Source organism: Ruegeria sp. AF5 (assembly GCF_056541905.1).
The window spans coordinates 28,465-43,694 of sequence record NZ_JBQFYZ010000020.1; the positions used below are offsets into that span (position 1 = coordinate 28,465).

The 15,230-nt window shown below is 58.0% G+C and carries 17 protein-coding genes; 14 read left to right on the forward strand and 3 right to left on the reverse strand.

Annotated elements, in window-relative coordinates:
• The first annotated feature begins 35 nt into the window (after positions 1-35).
• The gene (gene fnrL / locus ACR0DS_RS18345; protein ID WP_267363531.1) at positions 36-779 is read left to right on the forward strand and encodes a transcriptional regulator FnrL; all 744 of its coding nucleotides are present in this window, start codon (positions 36-38) and stop codon (positions 777-779) included.
• 73 nt (positions 780-852) lie between these two features.
• A complete protein-coding gene (locus ACR0DS_RS18350) occupies positions 853-1,107 on the forward strand; it encodes a GlsB/YeaQ/YmgE family stress response membrane protein (protein ID WP_209507747.1) in 255 nt (84 codons plus the stop codon).
• 40 nt (positions 1,108-1,147) lie between these two features.
• Here ACR0DS_RS18350 and ACR0DS_RS18355 read toward each other — a convergent pair whose 3' ends face one another.
• Positions 1,148-1,987, reverse strand: coding sequence for a universal stress protein (locus ACR0DS_RS18355; RefSeq protein WP_480488885.1), 840 nt, complete (start codon positions 1,985-1,987; stop codon positions 1,148-1,150).
• Positions 1,988-2,188: 201 nt separating this feature from the next.
• On the opposite strand from ACR0DS_RS18355, the gene ccoN reads away from it, so the two are divergent.
• From ccoN to ccoP, 4 genes are read left to right on the forward strand one after another with little or no spacing between them, the layout of a single operon-like run.
• The gene (gene ccoN / locus ACR0DS_RS18360; RefSeq protein WP_480484687.1) at positions 2,189-3,796 is read left to right on the forward strand and encodes a cytochrome-c oxidase, cbb3-type subunit I; all 1,608 of its coding nucleotides are present in this window, start codon (positions 2,189-2,191) and stop codon (positions 3,794-3,796) included.
• Between the two features lie 16 nt (positions 3,797-3,812).
• The gene (gene ccoO, locus ACR0DS_RS18365) at positions 3,813-4,541 is read left to right on the forward strand and encodes a cytochrome-c oxidase, cbb3-type subunit II (RefSeq protein ID WP_480474079.1); all 729 of its coding nucleotides are present in this window, start codon (positions 3,813-3,815) and stop codon (positions 4,539-4,541) included.
• 12 nt (positions 4,542-4,553) lie between these two features.
• Entirely contained in the window at positions 4,554-4,739 is a 186-nt protein-coding gene (locus ACR0DS_RS18370) for a cbb3-type cytochrome c oxidase subunit 3 (RefSeq protein ID WP_267363526.1), read from the forward strand.
• Positions 4,736-5,599, forward strand: a complete 864-nt coding sequence (ccoP, locus tag ACR0DS_RS18375) for a cytochrome-c oxidase, cbb3-type subunit III (RefSeq protein ID WP_480484689.1) — start codon at positions 4,736-4,738, stop codon at positions 5,597-5,599. The genes ACR0DS_RS18370 and ccoP overlap by 4 nt, the downstream gene beginning before the upstream one ends.
• Before the next feature lie 152 nt (positions 5,600-5,751).
• On the opposite strand, the gene ACR0DS_RS18380 is transcribed toward ccoP, so the two are convergent.
• Positions 5,752-5,910 (reverse strand): hypothetical protein, encoded by a 159-nt coding sequence (locus ACR0DS_RS18380; RefSeq protein WP_480484690.1) that lies wholly within the window; start codon positions 5,908-5,910, stop codon positions 5,752-5,754.
• A gap of 100 nt (positions 5,911-6,010) precedes the next feature.
• On the opposite strand from ACR0DS_RS18380, the gene ACR0DS_RS18385 reads away from it, so the two are divergent.
• The 8 genes from ACR0DS_RS18385 (at position 6,011) to ACR0DS_RS18420 (ending at position 13,514) form a co-directional block, all read left to right on the forward strand.
• Positions 6,011-6,886, forward strand: a complete 876-nt coding sequence (locus ACR0DS_RS18385) for a LysR family transcriptional regulator (protein ID WP_480560556.1) — start codon at positions 6,011-6,013, stop codon at positions 6,884-6,886.
• 102 nt (positions 6,887-6,988) lie between these two features.
• Positions 6,989-8,416: a cytochrome c oxidase accessory protein CcoG gene (gene ccoG / locus ACR0DS_RS18390; protein ID WP_480560554.1), complete on the forward strand. Its 1,428-nt coding sequence runs from the start codon at positions 6,989-6,991 to the stop codon at positions 8,414-8,416.
• Positions 8,417-8,418: 2 nt separating this feature from the next.
• Positions 8,419-8,877: a FixH family protein gene (locus ACR0DS_RS18395; protein WP_209507766.1), complete on the forward strand. Its 459-nt coding sequence runs from the start codon at positions 8,419-8,421 to the stop codon at positions 8,875-8,877.
• Between the two features lie 3 nt (positions 8,878-8,880).
• The gene (locus tag ACR0DS_RS18400; protein WP_480560552.1) at positions 8,881-11,058 is read left to right on the forward strand and encodes a heavy metal translocating P-type ATPase; all 2,178 of its coding nucleotides are present in this window, start codon (positions 8,881-8,883) and stop codon (positions 11,056-11,058) included.
• A gap of 5 nt (positions 11,059-11,063) precedes the next feature.
• Entirely contained in the window at positions 11,064-11,222 is a 159-nt protein-coding gene (gene ccoS / locus ACR0DS_RS18405; protein ID WP_209507770.1) for a cbb3-type cytochrome oxidase assembly protein CcoS, read from the forward strand.
• A gap of 99 nt (positions 11,223-11,321) precedes the next feature.
• Positions 11,322-11,519, forward strand: coding sequence for a preprotein translocase subunit SecE (secE, locus tag ACR0DS_RS18410; protein ID WP_480560550.1), 198 nt, complete (start codon positions 11,322-11,324; stop codon positions 11,517-11,519).
• Between the two features lie 195 nt (positions 11,520-11,714).
• On the forward strand, positions 11,715-12,248 hold the full coding sequence (gene nusG / locus ACR0DS_RS18415; protein WP_209507773.1) for a transcription termination/antitermination protein NusG: 534 nt from the start codon (positions 11,715-11,717) through the stop codon (positions 12,246-12,248).
• 156 nt (positions 12,249-12,404) lie between these two features.
• On the forward strand, positions 12,405-13,514 hold the full coding sequence (locus ACR0DS_RS18420; RefSeq protein WP_480560548.1) for a sugar-transfer associated ATP-grasp domain-containing protein: 1,110 nt from the start codon (positions 12,405-12,407) through the stop codon (positions 13,512-13,514).
• A gap of 281 nt (positions 13,515-13,795) precedes the next feature.
• Here ACR0DS_RS18420 and ACR0DS_RS18425 read toward each other — a convergent pair whose 3' ends face one another.
• The gene (locus tag ACR0DS_RS18425) at positions 13,796-15,007 is read right to left on the reverse strand and encodes a peptidoglycan-binding domain-containing protein (RefSeq protein ID WP_267363515.1); all 1,212 of its coding nucleotides are present in this window, start codon (positions 15,005-15,007) and stop codon (positions 13,796-13,798) included.
• Positions 15,008-15,230: the final 223 nt, after the last annotated feature.

A 15,230-nucleotide genomic window follows, 5' to 3' on the forward strand; every position in this document is an offset into this window, starting at 1 on the left:
TTAGGTGCTTTGACGGAGATCAAGTGGAAACGCAGATGACAATAAAAGCACAGTTCGATCACTCAAATTGCGAAGACTGCCCGATACGACATCGCGCGGTCTGCGCCCGCTGTGACGCGGACGAGCTGGAAGCGCTTGACGGCATTAAATATTACCGCAGTTTCGAAGCGGGTCAGACCATCATCTGGTCGGGCGACCAGATGAATTTCGTCGGCTCGGTCGTATCGGGAATCGCATCGCTGACGCAAACCATGGAAGACGGGCGCACTCAGATGGTCGGTCTGCTTCTGCCCAGCGATTTCGTCGGTCGCCCGGGGCGCGACGTTGCGCCTTACGATGTGCAGGCGACAACGGATGTCGTGATGTGCTGTTTCCGCAAGAAACCATTCGAAGAGCTGATGGACGAAACGCCTCACATCGCGCATCGCCTGCTGCAGATGACATTGGACGAGCTTGACGCCGCCCGCGAATGGATGCTGGTTCTGGGTCGCAAGACAGCGCGCGAAAAGATTGCCAGCCTGATTTCGATCATTGCCCGGCGGGATGCGTCGATTGGTCAAAAGGGCCTGTCAGGACCGATCGTGTTCGATCTGCCCCTGACCCGAGAAGCCATGGCGGATTATCTGGGACTTACGCTTGAGACGGTCAGCCGCCAGATTTCAGCTCTGAAAAAGGACGGTTTGATCTTACTGGAAGGCAAACGTCACGTGACCATCCCCGATCTTGGGCGACTCATGGAAGAAGCAGGCGACGATTCCGATGGCGGGTTTCTGGTCTGACCAGTCTTTCATTCGGCAGAATTCGCTTACCGCGACCATCCGGTCGGTTCACGTACTAACATAGGAGTGTGGCATGGGGTTCAGCAGTCTGTTGGCAATGCTGTTCATTGGCGCAATCGCCGGATGGCTGTCGGGAAAGATCATGGAAGGCCGTGGGTTCGGCCTGATCGGCAACATCATCGTCGGCATCGTAGGCGCGTTCCTGTCGGGCATGATCTTTCCGGCGCTTGGTTTTTCCGTTGGAGGGGGCCTGCTGTCGTCGATCCTTTTCGCGACAATTGGGGCTGTGATCCTGTTGTTCCTGATCGGCCTCATCCGCCGGGGGTGAAAAAAGCCGCCTGTCGAGGCGGCTTTTCAACTTGATTGGATCAGTGCGCCAGGAACACCGGAACCGAGGATTGTTCCAGCATGTTCCGGGTCGCTCCGCCCAGAATGGCTTCGCGAAAGCGGGAATGGCCATAAGCGCCCATCACGATCATGTCCGATTCGGTATCCGTCGCGTGGCGATTAAGGATATCCGAGACTCGGGTCATGGTCTTGCTGAGCACGTCGATCTCGCATTTGACACCATGACGGGCCAGCATCTGGGACAGCATCCCACCCGGGTCTGACCGGTCCGGCCCATGCTGTGGCGGGTCGATGACCACAATACGAACGATCTCGGCCTGTTTGAGGAAGGGCAAGGCCCGCCGGATGGCGCACATGGCCTCGACGCTTTCGTTCCAGGCGATCATGATGTTGCCCGGCGCTTTCAAGGGCGCGCCGCTGTCGGGAACTACAAGAACCGGGCAATGTCCTTCGAACATGGCCGCTTCGATAATGGGTTCGGCCTCGGCCCCCCGACCATCACCATACGGATGCGGCAGGATCACAAGGTCGGAAAACCGGGCCCGGTGCGCGACGTGGCGCCCGATATCGGCAATTTGCGCAACGCCGTGTTCGGCGGACCAGCGTACGCCGGATTTGCCGAGATAATCATTGGCAAAGGTCAGCAAATCCTGTGCCTCGGCGTTGGCCCGGTTCAGCGTTTCCTGAACGATCAACGCATTGGCACCCGCATAATAATAACCTGTCTGACTGCGATCGACACCCAGACACAGGACTTCGGCATGGGCATCCTGAGACTCGGCCAGGGCCACAATCTGCGCCAAAGCAGCCTGTGCAGTCTGCGTTTCGGTCATGACTGTGAGAAGAGATTTATACGCCATTTTGACCTCATGTTTCGGGCAATTGGTCTCATGTGACCTGTTAGCCCTTTTCTACTACCATGCGTGTCATAGAAAACGCTGGGCTGTCTTGATACAGATCAAAGCAATGAGGGTGGCCGTGCTTCAGAACGGCAGCCAGTCAAATGGGTTTCGCGCGTCATAAGAATCAAAAGCGCGCGGAGCATGGCAAAGGGACGCAATATGTCGAATTACATCAAGCTGATCGTGCTTGGTCTGATCGCGCTGTTTGCAGCGATCGGAACCAATTATGCACGCGATTTGGCGTATCAGGTACATGCGCTGCTGGTGATGCTCATCGCCGGTGGCCTGTTCATCTGGACGCTTCGAAACACTGACGAGCCAGGTAATCAGATCGACCGCTCGGGCGAATACATGGATGGCGTGATCCGCTATGGCGTGATCGCAACTGCCTTCTGGGGCGTGATCGGGTTCCTCGCCGGGACCTTTATCGCGTTTCAGCTGGCGTTTCCGGTACTGAACTTCGAATGGGCGCAGGGTTATCTGAACTTTGGTCGTCTGCGTCCGTTGCACACCTCGGCAGTCATTTTTGCCTTTGGCGGTAACGCATTGATCGCAACCTCGTTCTACGTGGTTCAGCGTACCAGCGCGGCGCGGCTTTGGGGCGGAAACCTCGCGTGGTTCGTGTTCTGGGGCTATCAGCTGTTCATCGTGCTGGCCGCAACCGGCTATGTGCTGGGCGGAACGCAGTCCAAGGAATATGCCGAACCTGAATGGTATGTCGATCTGTGGCTGACCATTGTTTGGGTCGCCTATCTGGCTGTCTACCTGGGTACGATCATCAAGCGGAAAGAACCCCACATCTATGTGGCCAACTGGTTCTATCTGGCCTTTATAGTCACCGTCGCCATGCTGCATCTGGTCAACAACATGACCATCCCGGTCAGCATCTGGGGTTCGAAATCGGTCATCGTCTGGTCAGGCGTGCAGGATGCCATGATCCAGTGGTGGTATGGCCACAACGCTGTGGGCTTCTTCCTGACCGCGGGTTTCCTGGGCATGATGTACTATTTCATCCCGAAACAGGCCGAACGTCCGGTGTTTTCCTACAAGCTGTCGATCATCCACTTCTGGGCGCTGATCTTCCTGTATATCTGGGCCGGTCCACACCACCTGCACTATACCGCGCTGCCTGACTGGGCGTCGACGCTGGGCATGGTGTTCTCGGTGATCCTGTGGATGCCGTCCTGGGGTGGTATGATCAACGGTCTGATGACCCTGTCGGGGGCCTGGGACAAGCTGCGCACCGATCCGATCATCCGCATGATGGTCATCTCGGTCGGCTTCTACGGCATGTCTACCTTTGAAGGTCCGATGATGTCGATCCGTGCTGTGAACAGCCTCAGCCACTACACCGACTGGACCATTGGTCACGTGCATTCGGGCGCGCTGGGCTGGAACGGCATGATCACTTTTGGTGCGCTGTACTTCCTGGTGCCTGTCCTGTGGAAGCGCGAGCGTCTGTACTCGCTGCAAATGGTCAGCTGGCACTTCTGGCTCGCCACGATCGGCATCGTGCTTTATGCCGCGTCGATGTGGGTCACCGGTATCATGGAAGGCCTGATGTGGCGTGAAGTGGATGCAAACGGCTTCCTGGTGAACTCGTTCGCTGACACCGTGGCCGCCAAGTTCCCGATGTATGTGGTGCGTGCTCTGGGTGGCGTGATGTTCGTCGCTGGCGCCGTGATCATGTGCTACAACCTGTGGATGACTGTGCGGAAAGCGCCGGCCAAAGAGGCCAGCCTGACCGTCGCGGTCCCGGCTGAATAGAGGGAGGGCCGGAGCAATGGCAATTCTCGACAAACATAAGATCCTCGAGACCAACGCGACCCTCCTGCTGATCTTCAGCTTTCTGGTCGTGACCATCGGTGGCCTGGTGCAGATCACCCCGCTGTTCTATCTTGAGAACACCATCGAGAAGGTGGAGGGCATGCGCCCTTACACCCCTCTCGAAATGGCGGGGCGTGAGATCTACATCCGCGAAGGCTGCTATGTCTGCCACAGCCAGATGATCCGCCCGATGCGGGACGAGGTCGAGCGTTACGGTCACTACTCGCTGGCGGCTGAGTCGATGTATGATCACCCGTTCCAGTGGGGATCAAAGCGTACCGGACCTGATCTGGCGCGTGTCGGTGGTCGCTATTCGGATCAGTGGCAGATGGACCACCTGCGCGACCCTCAGTCTGTGGTGCCTGAATCGGTGATGCCGAAATACGGCTTCCTCGAACATCGCAAGATCGACGGCAAGTATATCGGTGACATCATGGCGACCAATGCGGTTGTCGGCACCCCCTATACCGACGAGATGCTGGAAAACGCGGTTGCCGATTTCAGCGCGCAGGCCGACCCTGACAGCGACTACGACGGTCTGCTGGAGCGGTACGGTGACAAGGTCAACGTGCGCAACTTCGATGGTCAGCCTGAACTGACCGAAGCCGATGCGCTGATCGCCTATCTGCAAATGCTGGGTACGCTGGTCGATTTCTCGACCTTTACCCCGGATGCAAGCCGTTAACAGGAGGGTGTGATGGAAGAATACACACTTCTTCGACAGTTCGCGGATAGCTGGATGCTGCTTGTGTTGTTTGTCTTCTTCGTTGGCATCGTGATCTGGGTTTTCCGCCCCGGTGCCAGCAAGGAATACAAGGACACCGCCAACATCCCCTTCCGGCACCAAGACAAACCCGCCACACCCAAGGAGGCGCGGCAATGAGCAAGACACCTGATAAACAGCCGGGCGATCCTAATACAACCGGGCACAGCTGGGACGGAATCGAGGAATTCGACAACCCCATGCCGCGCTGGTGGCTATGGACCTTCTACGCCACCATCTTCTGGGGCGTGATCTATACGATCATGTTTCCGGCCTGGCCCCTGGTCCATGGCGCGACAGCCGGTGTGCTGGGATGGTCAACCCGTGAAAACGTACAGCAGGACATGGTTGCCTTCGAAGAGGCAAACGCGCCCTGGAACGCCAAGCTGGTGGAAACTTCGCTGGAAGACATCTCTAAGGATGCAGAGCTTCAGCAATATGCCGTGAACTCGGGCGGTGCGGTGTTCAGGACCTGGTGCGCACAATGCCATGGTTCGGGTGCGCAGGGTGCGCCGGGTTTCCCGAACCTGCTGGATGATGCCTGGCTGTGGGGCGGAACGCTGGACGACATCGTCTACACCGTCAGCTACGGTGTCCGGAACGAAGAAAGCGACGATGCGCGCTATTCCGAGATGCCGGCATTTGGCGAAATCCTCGAACACGACGAAATCACGCAGGTGGTCCAGTACGTCATGTCGCTGAGCAATGCCCAGACCGACGATGCGGCAGCGCAGGCAGGCAAAGTTGTCTTCGAAGACAACTGCGCGGCCTGCCACGGCGAGGATGGCACAGGTGATATCTTCCAGGGTGCGCCGAACCTGACTGACGCGATCTGGCTTTACGGTGGCAGCGAAGAAACGCTGACGGAAACCGTAACTTACAGCCGCTTTGGCGTCATGCCGAACTGGGATACCCGCCTGACCGAGGCGCAGATTCGCGCCGTATCTGCCTATGTCCACCAGTTGGGCGGCGGTCAGTAAGATCTAAAGAACACCTTCGGGCGGTTCGCCGCCCGAAGGCTGGGGCACCGGCTGTTCCATCTGTTCGCGCGTTTCCTGAGCAGCCGGTGCTTTTTTCCCACAATAAGGCCACTTAAACCTGTGGTCCAGATTCAGGTTTACTGTTCCTTGCGTCAAAAGTTGCTCGGATCCACCTCGCGCGGGTTTTTAATCCACCAATGACCTTCCGGCAGCCAACGGCGTTTGCGGTGACCCGGCTTTGGCGCATCGCGAATATGCGGCGCATTGATCCGGGTTGCGGTCATGAAAGATCTGGCAAAAACGGTCAGCATGGTTGGTCTCCTCTGCAAGGGTATCTCTGCAATAAAGATTGACCTTTGCGGTGCTGAATGCGACTCAAATACCATTCCATAGTGTAAGTCAGGGTTACATATGAATTGGTTGTCGCTTCCCCCGTTGGCCGCGCTGAGGGCGTTTGCGGCATTTTCTGAAAAGCGCAATGTCGTCGAAGCTGGTGCTGCGCTAAACGTAAGCCATGCGGCAATTAGCCAGCAGTTGCGTGTACTTGAGAAACATCTGGGTGCTGCCTTGCTGGATCGAACGGGCAAGGCCCTGACCCTGACCGCCGATGGCGAGCACCTGGCCCGAGCCCTGCAACTGGGGTTTGGCGCGATCGAGGCGGCAGTGGGGGATTCGGCGCGGTCTGGTCAGGATCGCCCGGTCCACGTGTCGCTGACATCTTCTTTTGCGGCCTCTTGGCTGATGCCGCGCCTACCGGCCTTTCGCGAAACCCATCCCGAGGTGAACCTGATCCTTGATCCCACCGCGGAAATTGTCGAACTGCGGCCGGGTGGGATCGACATTGCCATTCGGTACGGCCCCGGCGGTTGGACCGGTGTGCAATCAGAAATGCTGTTGCAGTCGCCCGTGGTCATCGTCGCCGCCCCGAAACTGCTGGGGGAAAAGACATCATGGACTCCGACCGAGCTGGCCCGGCTGCCCTGGCTTGAGGAAATCGGCACCACCGAGGCGACGACCTGGCTGGCCGAACACGGTGCTGGTCCCGAACGCGGCGCCGGGCGCACCGAGTTGCCGGGAAACCTGGTACTGGACGGACTGAGGGCCGGGCAGGGGGTCACTGTCACAGTGCGACATTTCGTCGAGCCTGACATCAAGGCCGGTCGCATCGTTGAGCTTTATGCAGAGCCGGATACGCGCGGTTACCATATTGTGACGCCAAATTCGGCACTTAGACCCGCAGTAAAGACATTTGTGACGTGGTTGAGGCGTCAGGCACGGGAAATGTGATAAAAGGTGTCTGTACGATGCGCGTTTTGACCCATGTCAAAGTTGCTATGCGCGTGATCTGGAAGAACACACACTCAGAAGAGCCAGTACCGGAGCCAGCCTGTGAGCGATTCCAACCCCACCCCCAGCCTATACGTCGCACGAGAACCGATCTTTCCGAGACGCGTTTCCGGGCCATTTCGGAACCTGAAATGGATCATCCTTATCGTGACACTGGGCATTTACTATGTAACGCCCTGGATCAGATGGGATCGCGGCCCCAGCCTGCCGGATCAGGCCGTGCTGCTGGATCTGGCAAACCGGCGCTTCTATTTCTTCTGGATCGAAATCTGGCCGCACGAGTTCTATTTCGTGGCGGGCCTGCTGATCATGGCGGGGCTGGGTCTGTTTCTGTTCACATCTGCACTTGGGCGGGTCTGGTGCGGTTATGCCTGCCCGCAAACGGTCTGGACTGACCTTTTCATTCTGGTCGAGCGCTGGATCGAAGGCGACAGGAACGCCCGTCTGCGCCTGCATCGTCAGGAAAAGCTGGATTTCCGCAAGGCGCGGCTCCGGGTGACGAAATGGGTAACCTGGTTCCTGATCGGTCTGGCCACCGGCGGCGCCTGGGTGTTTTATTTTGCGGATGCGCCGACGCTGCTCCGCGATCTTGTGACGGGTAACGCGCATCCCATCGCTTACACGACGATGCTGGTTCTGACTGGTACGACCTTCTTTTTTGGCGGGTTCGCCCGCGAACAGATTTGTATCTACGCGTGTCCTTGGCCGCGCATTCAGGCCGCGATGATGGATGAAGACACGCTGGTCGTGGGATACCGCGAATGGCGTGGTGAGCCGCGCGGCAAAGGCAAGCGAACAGCCGATTCCGAGTTGGGGGATTGCATCGACTGCATGGCCTGCGTGAATGTCTGCCCTGTTGGGATCGATATCCGGGATGGTCAGCAGCTTGAATGTATCACCTGTGCCCTGTGTATCGACGCGTGTGATGACATGATGGCCAAGATCGGCAAACCGCGCGGGCTGATCGACTATATGGCGCTCAGCGACGAGCCACGTGAACGCTCAGGCCAACCGCCCAAGAATGTCTGGAAACACATCTTCCGGCCCCGCACGATCCTGTACACCTCGTTGTGGTCACTGGTGGGGTTTGCGCTGCTGTTCGCCCTGTTCATTCGCTCTGACATCGATCTGACCGTAGCGCCCGTGCGCAACCCGACCTTTGTCACCCTGTCAGACGGCACCATTCGGAACACCTATGATGTCAGACTGCGCAACAAGCACGGCGAGGACCGCCTGTTCAAATTGTCTCTGGCGGGCGATCCGTCGATGCGACTGGAAATTGAGGGAACCAAGATCGATACTGTGAATGTCACGGCGGATACGGCACAATTGACCCGTGTATACATCGTGGCATCCCGTGACAGCGGTCCGGCGGCAGCAGAAGCGACACCAGTGCGGATCTGGGTCGAAGACCTCAGCAGCGGCGAACGCGCTTACAAAGACACCACGTTCAACGGACGGGGGAACTGATCATGGCCGAACGTAAATTCACCGGAAAGCACGCTCTGGCGGTGTTTGTCGGTGCCTTTGGCGTGATCATCGCGGTGAACCTTGTGCTGGCTTATAATGCGGTGAAGACGTTTCCCGGGCTGGAGGTCAAGAATTCCTACGTTGCCAGCCAGGAGTTCAACGATCGCCTGAAAGAGCAGCAGGCATTGGGCTGGACGGTTCGGGCAGAAACCAAAGGTGGCCTTCTGATCCTGCATATTACGGACGCGACCGGTGCACCGGTTCAGGTCAGCGAATTGCAGGCGGTGGTTGGCCGCGCAACCCATGTGCGGGACGATTTTGCACCGGATTTCACCTTTGACGGCGCGGCCTATGCCACACCTGCCACGCTGGGCAAGGGCAACTGGAATATCCGGTTGGTCGCGCGTGATGGCAGTGGCGCCGAGTTTTCGCAGCGCGTTCCGCTGTACGTGAAAGGGTAGCCGATGACGGCGCAGCTTTCATCCGGTACGGCGGCCTGTCCGGGGTGTCTGGCAGCACCAGCAGAACCCGCGCGCCCGATTCCGGAAGATGTGCAGATTGCCTTGTCGCTGCCGGGCATCCACTGCTCGGCCTGTATCGCGACGGTCGAACGTGAACTGAACGCCCATCCCGGTGTCGAAGACGCGCGGGTCAACCTGACTCTGAAACGGGCGATGATCAAAGCCGCGCCGGAAACCCGCGCGGCCGATCTGATCCCGGTGCTTGAACGGGCAGGTTTCGAAGCGCACGAGCTTGACCCCGGCGCTTTGTCGGCAACACAGGCGGACAAGGCGGGGCGTGACCTGCTGATGCGACTGGCCGTCGCCGGGTTCGCATCCATGAACGTGATGCTGTTGTCGGTGTCGGTCTGGTCCGGTGCAACAGACGCGACGCGCGACATGTTCCACTGGATTTCCGCTGCAATCGCGCTGCCTGCCATTGCCTTCTCGGCGCAACCGTTCTTTGCCAACGCCTGGAGCGCCCTGCGGGTGCGGCGGCTGAACATGGATGTGCCGATCACGCTGGCGATCCTGCTGGCGCTGGTCACCTCCCTGTGGGAGACCGCACTGAGCGGAGAGCACGCCTATTTCGATGCCGCGCTGACCCTGACTTTCTTCCTGCTGGCGGGCCGGTATCTTGATTACCGCACCCGCGCCGCAGCCCGATCCGCCGCAGAAGAGCTCACCGCTCTGGAAGTGCCGCGCGCGATCCGCATCGTGGACGGGGTGGAGGCCGAAGTTGCGGTGGCCGATCTGAAGGTCGGTGATCTGATCCTTGTGCGCCCCGGTGGCCGAATGCCGGTGGACGGTCAGATCGTGTCTGGTCAGTCCGAACTGGACCGTTCGCTGTTGACGGGGGAAACCCTGCCGGTGTTTGCCGAAGCCGGTCAGCTGGTCAGCGCGGGCGAGGTCAACCTGACGGGTCCGCTGACCCTGCGCGCCACAGCAGTGGGTCAGGATACGTCGCTGCACCGGATGGCGGATCTGGTGGCCATCGCTGAATCGGGGCGGTCCCGCTATACTTCGCTGGCCGACAAGGCCGCCAAGCTTTATGCGCCCGGTGTCCACATCCTTTCGGCGCTCAGCTTTGTGGGGTGGTACATCTATTCGGGCGATTTGCGCACCGCTCTGAACATTGCCGCGGCGGTTCTGATCATCACCTGTCCCTGCGCCTTGGGTCTGGCTGTTCCGGCAGTGACCACCGCTGCCTCGGGCCGGTTGTTCCGCAAGGGTATGCTGATCAAGCACGCAACCGCGCTCGAACGGTTGTCCGAGACCGACACCGTGGTTTTCGACAAGACAGGCACGCTGACCTCGGGTGCGCCGGAACTGGTCAATCTTGGCGATCACACCCGCGCACAGGTCGAGGTTGCGTTGGCCCTGGCCGAGGCCTCTGCGCATCCCTTGTCTGTCTCATTGGCAAAGGCCGCGCGACAGGCCGGGATCAAACCTGCAAATGTTAGGGACATAACCGAAGTGCCGGGATACGGCACCCAAGGGGAATACCGCGGTCAACGCGTTCGTTTGGGCCGGGCCGCATGGCTCGGCGCACAGCAGGGCGCGGAAACGTCTGCCTGGCTTGCAATTGGCGACGATGCGCCCTTGGCGTTCCGTTTCTCGGACGCGCTGCGCCCGGGCGCGGACGAGGCGGTAAAAGCGTTGCGCGCGTCGGGCAAGCATGTGCTGTTGATCTCGGGGGATTCGAAAGGTGCCGTGCGCGCATTGGCCGAGAAGCTGGGAATAACGGATTGGGTCGCCGAGGCTTTGCCGCAGGACAAAGCACAGCGCATTCAGGACCTCAGGGATCAGGGCCGCAAAGTTCTGATGGTGGGGGACGGCCTGAACGATACGGCTGCTTTGGCGGCGGCACATGTGTCGATCTCTCCGGCCTCGGCGCTGGATGCGGCGCGGGTTGCCTCGGACATCGTTCTTCTGGGTAATGACCTTCTGCCCATAGCGGATGCCTGCGATACGGCCATCAAGGCCACCCGTCGCATTCGCGAGAACTTCCAGATCGCAACCGTTTACAACGTGATTGCCGTTCCGCTGGCCGTGATCGGACTGGCGACACCGCTGATCGCGGCCTTGGCGATGTCGACCTCGTCGATTACCGTATCGCTGAACGCATTGCGGCTGAGGTAACCCTGATGGAAGTGCTTGCCTATCTGATCCCGATTTCCCTGTTTCTGGGGGGCGTTGGTCTGGTCGCCTTTATCTATACCGTTCGTTCCAATCAGTACGAAGACCCCGATGGCGATGCGCGCCGCATCCTGAGTGACGAGTGGGACGACAAACCCAAACCCTGACCAATCGCCCGATACGCGCAGAGTTCATCCAAGCGCCCTTGAAATTGCCGCAATGCCCGGCTATGTCCGGCCCATCCGCAAGCAGAGAGAACACGCCAAATGGCCACCACCAACCCGATCCAGTTCATTCAGCAAGTCCGTGCCGAAGTTTCCAAGGTCGTCTGGCCGACCCGGCGCGAAGTGCTGTTGACCACGGTCATGGTCTTCATCATGGCGGCGCTGACAGCTGTGTTTTTTGCTTTGGTCGATCTGGGTATCCGGGGCGGCCTTCAGCTGATTCTGAGCGCTTTCGGCTAAGCCGGTTCAGGCGGGGGCAAATACGACTGCCCCTTGCACCTCGCGCGATGTCAGAGTAGGTGACGCATATTCGGAATGGGCGTGTGGCGATTCGGGTCACGCGCCGCTTTTTATTCCGGATGACGTGACAGGATTTAAATGACGGGTGTGTCCGCAATATGTGATGCCCCGAAGACAAACAAGGACGACAGGTTCATGGCGAAACGGTGGTACTCGGTCAGCGTTCTTTCGAATTTCGAAAAGAAGATCGCAGAGCAGATCCGCACGTCGGTGGCTGAACAGGGCCTTGAGAACGATATCGACGAAGTTCTGGTGCCCACCGAAGAGGTGATCGAAGTGCGCCGGGGCAAGAAGGTCACCACCGAACGCCGCTTTATGCCGGGTTACGTGCTGGTGCATATGGAAATGTCGGATCAGGGCTATCACCTGATCAACTCGATCAACCGCGTCACCGGTTTTCTGGGTCCGCAGGGCCGCCCGATGCCGATGCGCGACGCCGAGGTGAACCAGATCCTCAACCGCGTTCAGGAAGGCGAAGAAGCGCCCAAGTTGATGATCACCTTCGAGATCGGCGAGAAGGTCAAGGTCAACGACGGCCCGTTCGAGGATTTCGACGGCATGGTCGAAGGCGTGGACGACGAAGCGCAGAAGCTGAAAGTATCGGTCTCGATCTTTGGCCGCGAAACCCCAGTTGAGCTGGACTTTACTCAGGTCACGAAGCAGAGCTAAGCGCGCTTCCAGAGAAATTCGAAACGCCGCGATGTGAAAGCATAGCGGCGTTTTCGTATCTGTGCCGCAGAAAGCACAACGATCTACCTGCGCCAAAGTATCGACACAATTTGTTGATTATTTCCAGAACGGCGACAATTGAGGGATTACTAGAAAATGACAGCTTTTGCGCAAGATGTGTTGGCCGTCAAAAGCAAAGAAGCACCCAATGTTTCCAGTCTTCTTGTCGAAGTTGCTCGACGGACCGGGAGAAGTCCATTTTCGCTGGCCTTTGACTTTTTCAAGCTTCGCAAGAAACGCGGAAAGCTGAGGTTTTACGAGTACTTTCTTTACGAGCTTTATGATCGGGAGCGTTGGTCTGATATTGAGCGTGAGGAGTTCGTTTCATCTCATGTCCACTGGCCGCTTGTAAATGCTTGCAACAACAGTCAATGGCAGGCCCTCACCGAAGACAAATGGTTGTCTGCGTGTTTCCTCGAACACAACAGGCTGCCCGTGCCGAAAACTTTGGCTGTCTTTGATCGCAGCGCGCGCCAGTTCGGTGGAACGCCAAAACTGACAAACGCCGAAGACTTGAAGTCCTTCTTTTCGACCCACGGGTCATGCTCGGTTTTCGCGAAACCTATCGTCGGGATGTGGAGCGCAGGTGCCATGCGCATTTCGGGGCACACTGATACGCATGTCATTCTGGACGGGCAGGAACCTCAAACCTACGAGGACTTCGCAAATTCGACACTTGGTGAAATCCCCTACATCTTTCAGGACTGTCTGAAACCACATGGTTTTTTTGACGGTATTACCGACGCTATTGCGACCGTGCGCAGTTTGAACATTATCGACGACAATCAACTTTCCGTTCCGTTTACAATGCTAAAGCTGCCACTTGCGGGGAATGTTGCGGACAACTTCTGGCGGCCCGGCAACCTTCTTTGCAACCTGAACCCGGAAACCGGCGAGGTTAAGGCCATAGCCTCAGTTGAAGACGGTCGCCGAGTTGAACTTAGCTCTCTGCCGGAATGCGACCGCACTCTTATTGGTGAAAAACTGCCATTCTGGGCTGAACTGAAAAAGCTGAACCAAGAAATCGCTTTGTTGCACGCAGAAAATCACTTTGGATCAACGGATATCGCTCTTACTGAGAATGGCCCGGTTGTGGTTGAAGTGAACAATGGCTGCGCTTTTGAACTTGTGCAAATTGCGACTGGTAAAGGGTTTCTCGACGAAAAAATGAAAGAGTTCTTTAGCAAACACAATGTGAAATTCTAGAATATTGGCGAATGCGGCCTTCAACGTTGTCGGATAAGTTCCACTCGCACGTGATTTCAGGGCTCGTATTCTTGTGTCAGATCATTGTGATAAGCCAGAGGGGCGTACAGCCAGCAATGTTTCGCCCCAAAGAACGCCCAGCAAGCTTTTGACGACCAGAACGCAGTGCCTTTTGTAGGCCGGGTTCTTGTTTGATTATGGAAGCGTAACACCGCGGTGCATTTGGCACCGCGGCGGTTTAGTTTAAGACGCGGAGTCTCGACGCCGTTTCGCGTTTGGGCTTACTGCGACTGAACCATGGCTGCGCGCAAAAGCTGCGGGCGGTCGGTCTGGGACGGCAGGAAGACCGCCTGCGACCCGGCATCCAGCGCCGAAAGGCTTGCATCATACCATTGCATCGCAAGATCGCGGCGCGCCTGAACACCAAAGCCTTCGCGCAGATGGTGACCGACCAGTTCTCCGTATGCGGGTTCACCCATGGCAACCAGCATCAGCGCAGACCCAACTGCGGTATCCATGTTGTCCTGACGATATCCCATCGCAAGGCAGACCTTGCTGGTTGCGGCAAGATCAGCAGGGCTAAGACCCGAATCCAAGGCAAGCTTGCGCACCTGGGTTTCAGCCTCTGATTTCGAGTTGATAGACAGCGCGTCAACTTGCGGTGCCAACATGTCGCCAAAGGCGGCGCACTGGTCTGCGACCTGATCGGGTGTAAGACCCTGAATGCCCTGCATCAGCTCTTCGCCCTGTGCCATCGCATAGCTGCGGGCAAGGCAGAATTGTTCGCTGAGCGCAAAGTCAGGATCGGACATGTTAGACAGGGTCGTATAGCCGCCATTGGTCGACGTTTGCAGCATGACCCCGCTGCACCGATTGGCCAGCGACGGGCCTCCGGTTCCGCCGGAAAACAGGCTCGGCAGGCTGGCTGTCGTGGTTTCAGTGGCGCTTGTTGCGGGTTCGGCCTGTTGAGGCGTGATAACCGGGATGGCCGGTGCCTGGGTCTGAGGTGCCGCCGCCAAGGCAGAGCCGGTTTGCACCTGTTGGCGATAGGCCATCAAGAGCGGTTGACCCGAAAGCTGGGTTGCCGCCTGCCCACCGCTTGTCGCCCAGTAATAGGCCTGCATCAGAAAGTCATATTGATAGGGCTGGAAGTCATAGCCATTCACAGGATAGCCCATGGACACCTGGTAGCGTTCGATCGCCGACCGGGTTCCATGCCCGACCTGCCCATCGACACGCCCGGCGTTATAGCCGAAATAGTTGAGCGCGGTCTGCGTTTGCGCCCCTTGCGAGGTCGATGGAATGCCCGACCGGTAGGTCTGGCTCGAAGACCGGGACTTTTTCTTTTGCTGGTCTTTGCCGATCGCGTATCCGACGACCCCGCCAACGACAGCACCGCCGATAAAGTCGCCCGCATCGGCCCGCGCGGTCTGGGGAACGGCGGCCGCGAAAGACAGCGCAGCGATTAGCATAGTGAATAAACGAATAATCATGACGAACCTCCGAACAAATTTGTTCTGCCCAAGTATAGCACAGCTACGGCATGGCTCGGTCATTTATGCTACTTCAAAGATCGACGCCCTGAGGGGATTACCGCCGGGCGACGGATTCACCGATATTGCTCAAGCGATTTAAGCCTTTAACATCCAGTGATACCTTGGGGTTCATGCCGACTTGTAACTCCTTGGGTTGGCCGGAAAGGGTGGCAGTTTCTTG

What these genes read in the sequence shown, in the direction of transcription:
- fnrL (WP_267363531.1), top strand. Translation starts at nt 36, where the DNA reads ATGACAATAAAAGCACAGTTCGATCACTCAAATTGCGAAGACTGCCCG.
- ACR0DS_RS18350 (WP_209507747.1), top strand. Translation starts at nt 853, where the DNA reads ATGGGGTTCAGCAGTCTGTTGGCAATGCTGTTCATTGGCGCAATCGCC.
- ACR0DS_RS18355 (WP_480488885.1), bottom strand. Translation starts at nt 1,987, where the DNA reads ATGGCGTATAAATCTCTTCTCACAGTCATGACCGAAACGCAGACTGCA.
- ccoN (WP_480484687.1), top strand. Translation starts at nt 2,189, where the DNA reads ATGTCGAATTACATCAAGCTGATCGTGCTTGGTCTGATCGCGCTGTTT.
- ccoO (WP_480474079.1), top strand. Translation starts at nt 3,813, where the DNA reads ATGGCAATTCTCGACAAACATAAGATCCTCGAGACCAACGCGACCCTC.
- ACR0DS_RS18370 (WP_267363526.1), top strand. Translation starts at nt 4,554, where the DNA reads ATGGAAGAATACACACTTCTTCGACAGTTCGCGGATAGCTGGATGCTG.
- ccoP (WP_480484689.1), top strand. Translation starts at nt 4,736, where the DNA reads ATGAGCAAGACACCTGATAAACAGCCGGGCGATCCTAATACAACCGGG.
- ACR0DS_RS18380 (WP_480484690.1), bottom strand. Translation starts at nt 5,910, where the DNA reads ATGCTGACCGTTTTTGCCAGATCTTTCATGACCGCAACCCGGATCAAT.
- ACR0DS_RS18385 (WP_480560556.1), top strand. Translation starts at nt 6,011, where the DNA reads ATGAATTGGTTGTCGCTTCCCCCGTTGGCCGCGCTGAGGGCGTTTGCG.
- ACR0DS_RS18395 (WP_209507766.1), top strand. Translation starts at nt 8,419, where the DNA reads ATGGCCGAACGTAAATTCACCGGAAAGCACGCTCTGGCGGTGTTTGTC.
- ACR0DS_RS18400 (WP_480560552.1), top strand. Translation starts at nt 8,881, where the DNA reads ATGACGGCGCAGCTTTCATCCGGTACGGCGGCCTGTCCGGGGTGTCTG.
- ccoS (WP_209507770.1), top strand. Translation starts at nt 11,064, where the DNA reads ATGGAAGTGCTTGCCTATCTGATCCCGATTTCCCTGTTTCTGGGGGGC.
- secE (WP_480560550.1), top strand. Translation starts at nt 11,322, where the DNA reads ATGGCCACCACCAACCCGATCCAGTTCATTCAGCAAGTCCGTGCCGAA.
- nusG (WP_209507773.1), top strand. Translation starts at nt 11,715, where the DNA reads ATGGCGAAACGGTGGTACTCGGTCAGCGTTCTTTCGAATTTCGAAAAG.
- ACR0DS_RS18420 (WP_480560548.1), top strand. Translation starts at nt 12,405, where the DNA reads ATGACAGCTTTTGCGCAAGATGTGTTGGCCGTCAAAAGCAAAGAAGCA.
- ACR0DS_RS18425 (WP_267363515.1), bottom strand. Translation starts at nt 15,007, where the DNA reads ATGATTATTCGTTTATTCACTATGCTAATCGCTGCGCTGTCTTTCGCG.